Below are 13,520 nucleotides of genomic sequence, written 5' to 3'. Positions count from 1 at the left end.
GTGCCGTCCGGATCCTCGGCACCCGCCTCCGCGAGATCGCCACGGCCGGGGGCGGAATGCGCACGAGCGTCGTGGTCAGTCCCGACCTCGACGCGGTGCGACAGCTCCTCCGGTGCGGCGACCACATCGAGGTGCTCGCCCCCGCCGCCCGCAGGCGGATCGGCGAGCTCGCCGCGGATCTCGCGGCGCGCCACTCCTCGTCGTCGGCATGACGGGCTGGATATGACGTGGTGCCCGGGACGTCGACGTGTCCGGAGGAAGGCGCCTCAGCGCGAGAAGGTGAGGATCCGGTAGCGCAGGCCGTTCGCGGCCTCGTGCCATCCCTGCGCGGGATCGGCTGCGGTGACCGCGAACTCCGCGGGGATCGCGGGGGCGAGGGTGTCCCCGTCGACCTCGAGGTCGATCTCGGTGACGACCAGCAGCTCGGCGACCTCGACCGCGTCGGCGTAGATCGAGCCGCCGCCGATCACCCAGGTGGTCCCTGACGGGCCCGCTTCGGTCGCGGCGAGCTCGAGCGCCTCCGGCAGCGAGCGTGCGCGCACTGCGCCCGGCATCTCGAGGGAGTCGTCGCGGGTGATGACGATGTTCGTGCGCCCCGGCAGGGGGCGGAACCGCGGCGGGAAGGACTCCCAGGTGCGCCGCCCCATCACGACGGGGGAGCCGGAGGTCGTGCGCTTGAAGTGCTTCAGGTCCTCCGGCAGGTGCCAGGGCATCGTGCCGCCGGCGCCGATCACCCCGCCGCGCGCCTGCGCCCAGATCATGCCGATCCGCGGCGCTCGCGTCCCGTCGGCCGCCGGCCTGACGGGCGCCCGCCCGACGGCTGTCGCGCCGACTCCGTCGGCCGCGCTCACACCGCCACCGGAGCCTTGATGCCGGGGTGGTGCTGGTAGCCGACGATCTCGACGTCCTCGGGCGCGTACTCGAGGATCGAGTCCGGCCGGCGGTGCAGGCGCAGCTCCGGGTAGGGGTACGGCGCGCGGGCCAGCTGGCGGGTGACCTGCTCGACGTGGTTGTCGTAGATGTGGCAGTCCCCGCCGGTCCACACGAAGTCGCCCACCGCGAGATCCGTCTGCTGGGCGAGCATGTGGGTGAGCAGTGCATAGCTGGCGATGTTGAACGGGACCCCCAGGAACAGGTCCGCGCTGCGCTGGTACAGCTGGCAGGAGAGCTTCCCGTCGTGCACCTCGAACTGGAACAGCGCGTGGCAGGGGGCCAGCGCCATCCGGGGGATGTCCGCCGGGTTCCAGGCCGAGACGATCAGCCGGCGCGACTCCGGGTTCGTGCGGATCTCCTCGACCACGTCGGTGATCTGGTCGATCACGCCGCCGTCGGGGGTGGGCCAGGAGCGCCACTGCGCGCCGTAGACGGGGCCCAGATCGCCGTTCTCGTCCGCCCACTCGTCCCAGATGGTGACGTCGTGGTCGTGGAGATAGCCGACGTTGGTGTCGCCCCGGAGGAACCACAGCAGCTCCACGATGATCGAGCGGGTGTGCACCCGCTTGGTGGTGATCAGCGGGAACCCCTGCGAGAGGTCGTAGCGCAGCTGCGCGCCGAACAGGCTGCGAGTGCCGGTGCCGGTGCGGTCGCCCTTGGGGCGCCCCGTCTCCATGACCTCGCGCAGCAGGTCCTCGTAGGGGGTGGGGATGGTCACCGGGGGAGCTCCTCGAGGTCGGGGGCGGAAAGGGAGGACGGAGCGGTCGCGGGTGGCGCGCCGGCGTCGAGGCCCGCGCCCGGCACCGTCGACTCCCGCACGACGAGCGCGTACGGGGTGTCGATCGTGCGCGGCGGGCCGTCGTAGCCCTGGATCCGCTCGGTGAGCAGGTCCAGGGCGGTGGCGGCCAGGGTGTGCTTGTCGGGCGCGATGGTGGACAGTGCGGGGATCGAGAACGCGCTGTCGGGGGTGTCGTCGTAGCCGATCACCGCGACGTCCTCCGGGACGCGCCGCCCCAGCCGGCGGAGCATCGCCAGCGCGCCGGTGGCGAGATCGTCGTTGCCGCACACGATCCCGTCCACGTCCTCATGGCGCTCCAGCAGGGCGCGCGCCCCGTCGAAGCCGTCCTCCCGCCGCCAGTCCTCGACCACCTGGATGCGCGCCGGCTCGTCGTCGAGCCCGTGCGCGGCCAGCGCCGCGAGGAAGCCGTCGCGCCGCATGGTGCCGGAGGAGTGGGGCTGCTTGCCCTGGGCGGTGTCGATCGCGCCGATGAACGCCAGGCGCCGACGGCCCTGGGCGATCAGGTGCGAGGTGGCGTCGAAGGCGGCGGCGACGTTGTCGATCCGCACGTAGTCGCTGCCCTGGGGGAGGTTCTCCGGCAGGTGCTCGCCGATGAACACCGTGGGCTGGCTGGTGCGCTCCATCCGCGCGAACAGCTCCTCCTCGAGCATCAGCGGATTGAAGATCACCCCGTCGCCGAGCACCCGCTTGAACCCCTCGAGCACGGTCCGCTCCGCCTCCCGGCCGCCGGAGGTGGAGTGGAGCAGGATCGTCTTCCCGCGCTCCTGCGCCTCGTCGATGAACGCCTGGGCGAGGTTCGAGAAGTACGAGAAGTCCAGCGACGGCACCGCCAGGGTGATCATCCCGCTGGCGCCGGTGCGCAGCTGCTGGGCCGCGACCTGCGGGCGGTAGCCCACCTGCAGGATCGCCTCGCGCACCTTCTCGCGCGTGGACTCGCGCACGTGGGGGTAGTCGTTGACGACGTTGGAGACCGTCTTGATCGAGACGCCCGCGAGCTCGGCGACATCGCGGAGCGCGGGCGGCCGTCGCTGGCCGGAGGAGGAACGAGGGGGCATGGGGTCGATTCTCGCACCGCGAGGGCGAGGAAGGGGCCGGGCCGACCGAGTGCGGGGCGGCGGAGGCGACGGTCGGTGGTGTTCACCGACGGGACGGGACGTGGGCGGCCGGCGGCGGACCGGCAGCCCGGCAGCCCGGTGGACCGGTGGACCGGTGGACCGGAAGCCCGGCGGACCGCAGAACGGCGTTGACGCGGTACGTCACCTGTGGAAGGCTGTGTTGCAACGTTGTAGATCCGGGCGGCGCATCGCTGCGCACGCACCGGTGCCCCCTCCCTTCCGAAGGATGCAGACACCGATGTCATCGCAGGTCACCCTCACTCTGAACCCCGCCTTCCGCGTCGCCCCCGTGCGCCGCCGTACTTTCGGCGCTTTCGTCGAGCACCTCGGCCGCTGCGTCTACACCGGCATCTTCGAGCCGGACCACCCGGCGGCCGACGAGGACGGCTTCCGCACCGATGTCCTCGCGCTCACCCGCGAGCTCGGCGTGAGCTCCGTGCGCTACCCGGGCGGCAACTTCGTCTCCGGTTACCGCTGGGAGGACGGCGTGGGCCCGGTGGAGCAGCGCCCCGCCCGTCACGACCTCGCCTGGCACTCCACCGAACCGAACACGGTGGGGCTGGACGAGTTCATGGCCTGGGCGAAGAAGGCCGAGGTGGAGCCGATGTACGCGGTGAACCTCGGCACCCGCGGCGTGGAGGAGGCGCTGGACGTGCTGCAGTACGCGAACGCCCCCGCCGGCATCGCCCTGTCGGACGAGCGCGCCGCGAACGGCAGCCCCGAGCCCCACGGCATCCGCATGTGGTGCCTGGGCAACGAGATGGACGGCCCCTGGCAGACGGGCCACAAGACCGCCGAGGAGTACGCCCGTCTCGCCACCGAGGCCGCGCGTGCGATGCGCCAGGAGGATCCGGAGCTCGAGCTCATCGCCTGCGGCTCCTCCAGCTCGCAGATGGAGACCTTCGGGGCCTGGGAGAACACGGTGCTCACCGAGGCCTACGACCACGTGGACATGATCTCCGCCCACGCCTACTACTCCGAGAAGGACGGCGACCAGGCCTCCTTCCTCGCCTCCGCGGACGACATGGACCACTTCATCGACTCGGTCGTCGCCACCGCCGATCACGTGCGCGCCAAGCTCAAGCGGGACAAGCGCATCATGATCAGCTTCGACGAGTGGAACATCTGGTACCAGCACCGGGCCGAGTCCCGCCCGCCGAGCGGCGATGACTGGCCCGTCGCGCCGGTGCTGCTCGAGGACGTCTACAGCGCCCAGGACGCGGTGGTGTTCGGCAACCTGCTGATCTCGCTGCTGCGCCACAGCGACCGCGTCGCCTCGGCCTCCCTCGCCCAGCTGGTCAACGTGATCGCGCCGATCATGACCGAGCCCGGCGGCGAGGCCTGGAAGCAGTCCACCTTCCACCCCTTCGCGCTCACCTCGCAGCATGCGAAGGGCGAGGTGCTCGACGTGCGGCTCGCGGCACCGACCTTCGAGAACGCCCGCTTCGGCACCAGCTCCGCGGCCGATGCCGTCGCCACCTGGGACGAGGAGACCGGCGAGCTCGCCGTGTTCGTGGTCAACCGCGGCGCCGAGGCGGAGCTCGCCCTGGACGCGGACCTCTCCGCCTTCGGCGACCTGGACCTCGTCGAGGCGCTGACCCTCTACCACGAGGACCCCTACGCGGCCAACACCCAGGACGCCCCGGACACCGTCGCGCCGCAGGCCAACGACTCGGTGCGCCTCGAGGGCGGCCGTCTGGTCGGTGCGCTGCCGGCGATCTCGTGGTCGCTCGTGCGCCTCGCCCGCCGCTCGGCCTGATCCCCTCGGGGGCCGACGGACCTGCCGGCCCGTCGGCCCCCGCTCGCACCCGCGTCCGCACCTTCGCTCCAGGAGCACCCATGACCGACTCCGTCCCCACCCTCGCCGCCGACCTCACCTCCGCGCTCACCGCGACCACGCCCGGCTCCCGCGCCTCCGGCTCCACCGGCCCGTCGGCCGCCCGCACCGACGGCCCCGCCCGCGTGGTCATCGACCTCGACCTGCCCGGCGCCACGATCTCCCGCCACCTCTACGGCCACTTCGCCGAGCACCTGGGCCGCTGCATCTACGGCGGCTTCTACGTGGGCGAGGACTCCGAGATCCCGAACACCCGCGGGATCCGCGACGACGTGGTCGAGGCGCTGCGCGCCCTGCACATCCCGAACCTTCGCTGGCCCGGCGGCTGCTTCGCCGACGACTACCACTGGCGCGACGGGATCGGCCCGCGCGAGGACCGCCCCCGGATGGTCAACTCACACTGGGGAGACATCGTCGAGGACAACTCCTTCGGCACCCACGAGTTCATGGACCTGGTGGAGCTGCTGGGCACCGAGGCGTACGTCAACGGCAACGTGGGCTCCGGCACCGTGGCCGAGATGAGCGACTGGATCGAGTACCTCACCCGCGCCGACGACTCCCCGATGGCCTCCCTGCGGCGCGAGAACGGCCGCGACGAGCCCTGGACGGTGCCCTTCTTCGGCATCGGGAACGAGGCCTGGGGCTGCGGCGGGAACATGCGCGCCGAGGACTACGCGGCCCTGGCCCGCCAGTACGCCACCTACGTGCGGGACCACGGCGGCAATCGCGTCACCCGCATCGCCGCCGGCGCGAACGTGGACGACTACGCCTGGACCGAGGCGCTCATGCGCGCCGCGACGAACCTCGAGCGCCGCGACGGCGCCGCCGGCCCCTACCAGGCGATCTCGCTGCACTACTACACGATGACCGGGCCCTGGGAGGACAAGGGCGACGCCACCGACTTCAGCGACGAGGAGTGGTACCTGACCCTCTCCCGCGCCGCCCGCGCCGAGGAGCTGGTGGCCCGGCACGCCACCGTCATGGACCACTACGACCCGCACAAGAAGGTGGGCCTGGTGTTCGACGAGTGGGGCACCTGGTGGAACGTGGAGCCCGGCACGAACCCCGGCTTCCTCTACCAGCAGAACACCGTGCGGGACGCGCTCGTGGCGGGCATCCACTTCGACGGCTTCCACCGTCACGCGGACCGCCTGCTGATGGCCAACATCGCCCAGACCGTCAACGTGCTGCAGGCGATGATCCTCACCGATCCGGAGTCCGGTGCGCTGGTGCTCACTCCCACCTACCACGTGTTCGCGATGAACGCCGCGCACCAGGACGCCCGGGCGCTCGCCGCCCACGTGCTGCTGCCGGAGGAGGTCACCGAGGTGGACGGCCGCCCGCTGCCGCGGGTCTCCGCCTCCGCGTCCCTGCGCGAGGAGGAGGATGCCGCGCTGGTGTCGCTGTCCAACCTCGACGCCTCCGCGCCCCGCACTCTGGTGCTGGACCTGCGCGGCCGCGAGGTGACCGGCCACGAGGCGACCGTGCTCACCGGGGCGAGCACCGCCGCGCACAACACCCCCGAGCAGCCGGACGCCGTCGCGCCCGCGCCGCTGACGGACGTGCGGGAGCACGAGCGCGGGCTCGAGATCACCCTGCCGCCGCACTCCTTCGCGACGGTGCGCCTGCAGCTGGGGGAGTGAGGCGGCAGGGGCCGGGCCGCGACGTCCCGAGGCGTGGACGTCGTGACCCGGCTCACCGCGGGAGGGCGTTTTCCGCATAGGCTCGGGGGATGTTCTCGAACCTCTCGGCCGGAGCGCTCGGCCTCACCCTGGACCACGCCACCGCGATCGACCTCGCCGCCCGTCACGGGTTCGGCGGGGTCGATCCCGACCTCGAGGCGTTGCGCGCCCTGGGCGGCGCCGACGCCGTCGCCGAGCACGCCGCCGCGGTGCACGAGCGCGGCCTGGAGTGGGGGATGGGAGGACTCCCCATCGCCCTCGACGCCCCCGCCGCGGAGTTCCGCGAGCAGCTGATGGCCCTGCCCGAGGCGCTCACCCTGCTGCGCAGCGCGGGCGTGACCCGCCTGGGCACCTGGATCCGGCCGATGCACGAGCAGCTCGACCACCGCCAGAACTGGCGCCTGCACCTGGGCAGGCTGTCCCTGGTCGCCGAGATCCTCGCCGATCACGGCCTGCGCCTGGGCCTGGAGTACATCGGCCCGAAGACCCTCTGGTCCACCGAGCGGTTCCCCTTCGTGCACTCCCTGCGCGAGATGCGCGAGCTGATCGCGGAGACGGGCGCGAGCAACCTGGGCCTCATCCTCGACAGCTACCACTGGTATACCGCGGGGGAGACCGCCGAGGACCTCGCCGGCCTCACCGACGCGGACATCATCTCCGTGGACATCAACGACGCCCGCGCCGATCGCGAGCGCGACGAGCAGATGGACCTGGACCGTCGCCTGCCCTACGACACCGGCGTGATCGACCTCCCCGGCTTCCTGGGCGCCGTGCGCGCCGCCGGGTACACCGGCCCCGTCAAGGTGGAGCCCTTCCTGGCCGAGCTCGCCGAACGGCCCGTCGACGAGGTCCTCACCGACATCGCGGCCCGGCTGGAGCGGGCTGTGGCGGTGGGGTAACGGGCCGGTGGGGGATCGACCGCCACCACCGCCCGCCGACGAGGAGACCCACCCCATGGCCACCCCTGACGCCCTCCGTCACCGCCTGCACACACTGCTGGGCCCGGACCGCTTCGGTGACCCCGCTGCGGGCGCGCTCGCCGCGCCGCTCGCGCCGCCGGCGGCGGGGGCGTCGGGGGTGCCCGAGGAGGTGGCGCTGCTCGGCCCCGACGGGGCGCCGATCCCGGCATTCCTGCTGCGCCCCGACCCGTCGGCCGCCACCGGCGCGGGCGTGGTGCTGGTGGCGGGGCACGGCCGGGGCATCGACGACCTGGTGCGCACGGACCCGGCCGACGGCTTCCACGACGGCCTCGCCCACAAGCTGGTGCGGGCCGGGATCACGGTGCTGTGCCCGGAGATGGTCAGCTTCGGACGTCGCCGTGTTCCGCGCCCGGAGGGCGCCGCACCCTACGAGGAGGCGGAGAACTCCTGCGGGATCGATGCCGCCGGCCACCTGCTGCACGGCACCCCGGTGCTGGGGCGACGGGTGGCCGATGCCCGCGCGGCCGTCACCGCGCTGCGCGGCGTGGACGGGGTGGACCCTGCCCGGGTGGCGGTGGTCGGCGGCTCGGGCGGCGGCGCGGTCGCCCTGATGCTCGCCGCGGTCGACACCTCGGTCGGCGCGGCGCTGGTGGCGAGCTACTTCTGCAGCTTCGAGGCGAGCATCGCCGCGATCCGGCACTGCCCGTGCAACATCGTCCCCGGCCTGCTGCCGGGGCTCGAGATGGCGGACATCGCCGCGCTCATCGCCCCGCGCCCGCTGGTGATCGAGGCAGGGGAGCGCGACCACATCTTCCCGATCGCCGCCACCCGTGAGGCCTTCGCGCGGCTGGGGCCGGTGTGGGAGGCGCAGGGCGCCGTCCCTCCGGAGCTGGTGCTGCACGAGGGCGGGCACGAGTTCCGGGCGGAGCGCTCGCTGGAGGCGCTGCGCGAGCGGCTGGCGGGCTGACCCCGGGCTGTCGCGGCAGCCCCGCAGGGCATCCCGTCCTCGCACGCCAGTCCCGCCTGCGGCGCCCTGACCTCGCAGGACACAAGTGCTCAACCACAAGGTTGACGACGCGCGCGTGCAGGAGTAGTGTCCCTGTTGTCAACCGAAAGGTTGAGAAGGAGGGCGATGGACGCCGACAGCCTCTCGAGGGCCTTCGCCGCCCTCGCCGACCCCACGCGGCGGGACCTCCTCTCGCGCCTGACCCTCGGTGACGCCACCGTCGGCGAGCTCGCCGCCCCGTACGACATGTCACTGCAGGCCGTGAGCAAGCACCTCACGGTCCTCGAGTCCGCCGGCCTGGTCACCCGCCGGCGCGACGCACAGCGGCGCCCCGTCCACCTCGATGCCGAGGTGTTGGGGGAGCTGACCGACTGGATCGACCGCCACCGCGCCGCCGCCGAGGCCCGCTACTCCCGCCTCGACGAGGTGCTCCAGCAGCTCGAGGACCCCGTCCCGAGCAGCACCCCACGCAGCACCGACTCCCCGGAGGGACCACCATGACCGCCGCCGACCGCCCGGCCACCGCAGATCGCCTGACCACCGCCGTCATCGAGGCGGATCCCGACCTGCCGCTGATCCGCATCACGCGCGACTTCCGGGCCAGCGCCGCCCAGCTCGTCCGCGCCCACACCGACCCCGAGATCTACGCCCGCTGGGTCGGCCCCAAGAGTCTCGACACCCGCATCGACCGCTGGGACGCCCGCACCGGCGGCTCCTGGGCCTTCACCAACATCGACCGCGCCACGAAGGAGGAGTACTCCTTCCACGGCAGCTTCCACGAGGTGCGCGAGGACCGCCTCGTCCAGACCTTCACCTTCGACGGCTGGCCCGATGGCGTCTCACTGGACACGATGACCTTCGAGGACCTCGGCGACGGCTGGACCCGCATGCACAGCCAGTCCCTGCTGGACTCCTTCGAGGCGCGCGCCGGGATGCTCGAGAGCGGCATGGAGGTAGGGGTGAACGAGGGCTACGAGAAGCTCGACGCCCTGCTCGAGGGCGGCGACGTCGAGGTGCGTGAGGGCTGAGCCCTCGCGGCGCGGCCGACGAACACCGCGGCCGACGGGTTCGCGCCCGTCAGCCGCCCCGTTCCCGTCGGTCGCGCTGCGCCGGTCGGCGGCCCCGCGCCCGTCGGCCGCCTCGACACCCCGCGACCCGCCACGGGAACGTGGTCTATTCGGCACCGATGCGGTTCTGAGGCTCACCTGGCGTACGTTGGGAGGGTGTGACCGCTGCCGCGGGCTCCGGCTCCGCGCGCGTCGCACCTCCAGACCTCTGCCCTGACCCTTCGACCAGAGAGACTCACTCATGCCCTCACCCCGCCAGAAGCTCACCGCCCCGCCCCGCCTGCCCAAGAACGGCATGCGCATCACGCCGCTCGGCGGCCTGGGCGAGGTGGGCCGCAACATGACCGTGTTCGAGCACGCCGGCAAGCTCATGATCGTGGACTGCGGCGTGCTGTTCCCCGAGGAGCACCAGCCCGGCATCGACGTGATCCTGCCGGACTTCACCTCGATCCGCGACCGCCTCGACGACATCGAGTGCATCGTCCTCACCCACGGCCATGAGGACCACATCGGCGGCGTCCCCTACCTGCTCAAGGAGCGGGCGGACATCCCGCTGATCGGCTCCGAGCTGACGCTCGCGTTCATCACCGCGAAGCTCAAGGAGCACCGCATCACCCCGAAGACCATCCAGGTCGAAGCGGATCAGAAGCACCGCGCGGGCGTGTTCGACCTCGAGTTCGTGGCCGTGAACCACTCCATCCCGGACAGCCTCGCCGTCGCGATCCGCACCAAGGCCGGCACGGTGCTGCACACGGGCGACTTCAAGATGGACCAGTTCCCGCTGGACGGCCGCATCACCGACCTGCGTGCCTTCGCCCGCCTCGGCGAGCAGGGCGTGGACCTGTTCCTCACCGACTCCACCAACGCCGAGGTGCCCGGCTTCACGATGTCGGAGCGGGATCTCAACCCCGCGATCGACCAGGTGTTCATGACCTCGCCGCGTCGGGTGATCGTCTCCAGCTTCGCCAGTCACGTGCATCGCATCCAGCAGGTGCTCGATGCCGCCCACGCCGCGGGGCGGAAGGTCGCCTTCGTGGGCCGCTCGATGGTGCGCAACATGAAGATCGCCAGCGATCTCGAGTACCTCGACATCCCCAAGGGCCTCGTGGTCGACTTCCGCAAGATCCAGTCGATGCCTGACCACAAGGTCACCCTGATCTGCACCGGCTCCCAGGGCGAGCCGATGGCGGCGCTGGCCCGCATGGCCAACGGTGACCACCAGATCCAGGTGGGCGAGGGCGACACCGTGCTGATGGCCTCCTCGCTGATCCCCGGCAACGAGAACGCCATCTACGGCATCATCAACAAGCTCACCGATCTGGGCGCGAACATCGTCCACAAGGGCAACGCGAAGGTGCACGTCTCCGGCCACGCGAGCGCCGGCGAGCTCGTGTACTGCTACAACATCGTGCGCCCGAAGAACGTGATGCCGGTGCACGGCGAGTCCAAGCACCTGCACGCCAACGCCGAGCTCGCCCGCCGCACCGGTGTGCCGGAGAAGAACATCGTGGTCGCCCAGGACGGCGTGACGGTGGATCTGATCGCCGGTCAGGCGAAGATCTCCGGCAAGGTCGAGGCGGGCCTGGTCTACGTGGACGGCCAGACCATCGGTGCCGCCACCGAGGACACCCTCGCCGAGCGCCGGATGCTCTCCGGCGGCGGTGTGGTCACGGTGGTCGCGCTCATCGACCCCAAGACCTACAAGCCGGTCGAGCCCGTCGAGTTCCTCACCAAGGGCTTCGTGCACGACAAGCGCACCTTCGAGGGCGCCCAGTCCCAGGTCGAGAAGGCCCTCGCACGCGCGAAGACCGACAAGATCGAGGACATCGCCGACATCGAGGAGATCATCGTCGACACGGTGAGCAGCTACCTGCGCCGCACCTACCGCCGCGAGCCCGCCGTAATGGCCGTGGTGGTCGACGCCTGAGTCCCGGCGCCGCAGAACTGCCGGATTCTGAGCCACTTTCGCCCCGAGAGTGGCTCAGAATCCGGCATTTCCGTGCGGGGGATGCGCAGTGCCGGGGCGGCGCAGTGCCGGGGCTGTGTCGTGCCGGGACTATGCTGTGCGGGGCCCGCGTCGGTGCGCCGATCCGACCCTTGGGGTGCCCGGGCATCTCGCCCTCCCGCGGGGGATGATGGGGTGATGACCGCACCGGCCCCGCCACCGTCCACGATGACCCTCGCCGTGGGCGGGCTGGCCCATGATCCCCTGCAGGCCGAGCTCGCGGCAGCCGGCGTGGCGCTGAACGCGCATGCGCGCACCCTCCTCGCAGACCCCCGCGTGGACGGCCGTGAGCCGGTGGCCGTCACTCTCGCGCGCCGCACCGTCGCGGCGCTGGGGCTCCCGCAGGGAGGCACCCTGCCGCAGCTGCTCGAGGCGGCGGGGCGCTGCGGTCTGCGTCCCTGCCCGCCGTCGACGGGCCCGTACCTGCGCCTGGCCCTCACCACACAGGAGGACGCTCCGGACAGCGTGCTCTCCGCCGGGAAGGTGCCCAGCGGCGCCCTCCATGTGCTCTCCTCGCCCCTCGTCGAGGATCACGACTACCCGAAGGGCTTCTACCTGCGCGTGGTGGACGGCGTGCCCTGGCTGCGCGGCTTCCGCTGCGACGACGAGTACTGCTGGCCGCCCGAGAGCGAGCTCGTGCTCGAGGTGCCGCCCACGGGGTGAGCGGGGAGTGTGCACCTCCCGCACGACGCCCTCCCCGCACGACGCCCGCCCCGCACGGCACCCGGCTCTCGCGCCCCCGGCTCTCACGGCTCCCAGCGCAGCACGCTGTCGAGCAGTGCGGGCACCGGGTGGGCGCTGTCCAGGCGCAGCACCGGCACCTCCAGCCGGCGCAGCCAGGCCTCGTGATGGGAGCGGCTGCGGCCGGTGAAGCCCGGGTCGTCGTAGCTGCGCGCCCAGTCTAGGAACCGCGCGCGGGCCTCCGGGTCGGCCGGGCGGTCCTCGGCGCGGAGGTCCTCGCGCCTCTCGAGCCGGCGCATGCGCTCGCCCGGATCGAGCGTCAGGAACACCACCGCCTGGCACTGCGCCACGATCTCGTCGCCCCAGCCCAGCATCGAGCCGGAGAGCACCCAGGCCTCGCGCGGCACGAACAGCTGCCGCATCAGGGCCACCCGCTCGGCGACCTCGCGCTTGTGGGTGAACGGCGGCGTCGTCGGCCGCCAGAAGTAGTCGTCGGCATCCGCATGAGGGACCGACCAGCGGTCGGCGAGGGCCCGCGCGAGCGTGGTGGTGCCGGAGCCGCTGGCTCCCAGGACGTGCACGCGAGAGCGTCTCATCCCGTCATTGTCCCGCCCCGATGCCGTGCGCGGTGGGCCGACGGGCTGGCCCCGCGCCGCGCGCGGAACCGGCGGGAGAAGTGCAGCGGATCGCGGAAGCCCACTCGTCGGCCGATCTCCGCCACCGGGTCCTGGGTCATCTCCAGCAGACGTGCCGCCAGCTCCAGGCGCTGCGCCTCGACGTACCGGGCCGGAGAGGTGCCCACCTGGGCGGTGAACAGGTGGGAGAGCCGGGAGGGGGAGAGGTGGGCGAGGCGGGCGAGCGCCTCGACGTCGAGCTCCTCGGCGAGATGGGCGTCGATGTGCTCGAGCACCGCGAGCACCCGCTCGTCCAGCAGGCGCCGGTGCGGGGCGCGGGTGTCGTACCAGAGCAGCGCCGCCTCCACGCCGTTGAGCGCGAACAGCTCCGGCCGGCCCACGCCCAGGCGTGCGGCGCGGCCGCCGGTGCGCAGGGCCTGGCGCACCCGCAGGTCCAGCTCGGTGCCGAGGTCGATCACCCCGAGGCCCGGCGCCGCCTGCGGCCAGTCCATCAGGGCGAGCCAGGGCGCCGGCGGGTGGACGTGGCAGTACAGCAGGCGCCAGCGGCCGGCCGCGGGATCGGTGCCGTAGTCGTGCAGGGTGTCCGGCCGCAGCAGCACGGCCCGGCCCGGGTGCGTGCGCACCGCGGTGCCGTCGGCCCCGTGCACGATGCCGGCCCCGGCCACGGTGTGCAGCAGCAGCCAGTCGGTGGTGCCGTGAGAGCGGCGCACCCGGTACTCGGCATCCTGCTCGAGCTCGCCGAGCAGCACCCGCTCGGTGCCCGGCGGCGGCACCTCGGTGGCCGCCACCTGTCTCATGGCAGCAGGATCGTCCATGTGTGCGCCCTTCGTCCGCCTGGTC

The 13,520-nt window shown here is 72.4% G+C and carries 14 protein-coding genes; 9 read left to right on the top strand and 5 right to left on the bottom strand.

Annotated features, from left to right (window positions below):
• Window positions 1-71 precede the first annotated feature (71 nt).
• Window positions 72-212 (top strand): hypothetical protein, encoded by a 141-nt coding sequence (locus DWV08_RS16810; protein WP_162801568.1) that lies wholly within the window; start codon window positions 72-74, stop codon window positions 210-212.
• Window positions 213-266: 54 nt separating this feature from the next.
• Here the strand turns inward: DWV08_RS16810 and DWV08_RS12285 are convergent, their stop codons facing one another.
• The 3 genes from DWV08_RS12285 to DWV08_RS12275 form a co-directional block, all read right to left on the bottom strand.
• Window positions 267-761 carry a dihydrofolate reductase gene (locus DWV08_RS12285; protein ID WP_115414061.1) on the bottom strand — a complete coding sequence of 165 codons (495 nt, stop codon included), beginning with the start codon at window positions 759-761 and terminating at the stop codon, window positions 267-269.
• A gap of 86 nt (window positions 762-847) precedes the next feature.
• Window positions 848-1,651, bottom strand: a complete 804-nt coding sequence (locus DWV08_RS12280; protein WP_115414060.1) for a thymidylate synthase — start codon at window positions 1,649-1,651, stop codon at window positions 848-850.
• The gene (locus tag DWV08_RS12275) at window positions 1,648-2,787 is read right to left on the bottom strand and encodes a LacI family DNA-binding transcriptional regulator (protein WP_241237229.1); all 1,140 of its coding nucleotides are present in this window, start codon (window positions 2,785-2,787) and stop codon (window positions 1,648-1,650) included. Before DWV08_RS12275 ends, DWV08_RS12280 begins: the two co-directional genes overlap by 4 nt.
• 298 nt (window positions 2,788-3,085) lie before the next feature.
• Between DWV08_RS12275 and arfA the strand changes: the two genes are divergently transcribed.
• From arfA to DWV08_RS12235, 8 genes are all read left to right on the top strand, one after another.
• A complete protein-coding gene (arfA, locus tag DWV08_RS12270; RefSeq protein WP_115414059.1) occupies window positions 3,086-4,606 on the top strand; it encodes an arabinosylfuranosidase ArfA in 1,521 nt (506 codons plus the stop codon).
• An 80-nt stretch (window positions 4,607-4,686) separates the two neighbouring features.
• Window positions 4,687-6,327 (top strand): alpha-N-arabinofuranosidase, encoded by a 1,641-nt coding sequence (locus tag DWV08_RS12265; protein ID WP_115414058.1) that lies wholly within the window; start codon window positions 4,687-4,689, stop codon window positions 6,325-6,327.
• 89 nt (window positions 6,328-6,416) lie between these two features.
• A complete protein-coding gene (locus tag DWV08_RS12260; protein ID WP_115414057.1) occupies window positions 6,417-7,265 on the top strand; it encodes a sugar phosphate isomerase/epimerase family protein in 849 nt (282 codons plus the stop codon).
• A 55-nt stretch (window positions 7,266-7,320) separates the two neighbouring features.
• Complete coding sequence (locus DWV08_RS12255) at window positions 7,321-8,253, top strand: dienelactone hydrolase family protein (RefSeq protein ID WP_115414056.1); 933 nt, start codon at window positions 7,321-7,323, stop codon at window positions 8,251-8,253.
• Between the two features lie 165 nt (window positions 8,254-8,418).
• Window positions 8,419-8,793 (top strand): ArsR/SmtB family transcription factor, encoded by a 375-nt coding sequence (locus DWV08_RS12250; protein ID WP_115414055.1) that lies wholly within the window; start codon window positions 8,419-8,421, stop codon window positions 8,791-8,793.
• A complete protein-coding gene (locus tag DWV08_RS12245) occupies window positions 8,790-9,320 on the top strand; it encodes an SRPBCC family protein (RefSeq protein WP_115414054.1) in 531 nt (176 codons plus the stop codon). The genes DWV08_RS12250 and DWV08_RS12245 overlap by 4 nt, the downstream gene beginning before the upstream one ends.
• A gap of 280 nt (window positions 9,321-9,600) precedes the next feature.
• A complete protein-coding gene (locus tag DWV08_RS12240) occupies window positions 9,601-11,286 on the top strand; it encodes a ribonuclease J (RefSeq protein WP_115414053.1) in 1,686 nt (561 codons plus the stop codon).
• Window positions 11,287-11,502: 216 nt separating this feature from the next.
• Entirely contained in the window at window positions 11,503-12,027 is a 525-nt protein-coding gene (locus DWV08_RS12235; protein ID WP_115414052.1) for a hypothetical protein, read from the top strand.
• An 83-nt stretch (window positions 12,028-12,110) separates the two neighbouring features.
• Here the strand turns inward: DWV08_RS12235 and DWV08_RS12230 are convergent, their stop codons facing one another.
• Together DWV08_RS12230 and DWV08_RS12225 are read right to left on the bottom strand one after the other, a co-directional pair.
• On the bottom strand, window positions 12,111-12,641 hold the full coding sequence (locus tag DWV08_RS12230; RefSeq protein WP_115414051.1) for an AAA family ATPase: 531 nt from the start codon (window positions 12,639-12,641) through the stop codon (window positions 12,111-12,113).
• A complete protein-coding gene (locus DWV08_RS12225; protein ID WP_162801567.1) occupies window positions 12,638-13,477 on the bottom strand; it encodes a helix-turn-helix domain-containing protein in 840 nt (279 codons plus the stop codon). Before DWV08_RS12225 ends, DWV08_RS12230 begins: the two co-directional genes overlap by 4 nt.
• Window positions 13,478-13,520 lie beyond the last annotated feature (43 nt).

Source organism: Brachybacterium saurashtrense (assembly GCF_003355475.1).
In the GTDB taxonomy this organism is placed as follows: Bacteria; Actinomycetota; Actinomycetes; order Actinomycetales; family Dermabacteraceae; genus Brachybacterium; species Brachybacterium saurashtrense.
Note: the sequence above shows the minus strand (reverse complement) of the source record. Positions and strands in the feature narration are given on the sequence as shown.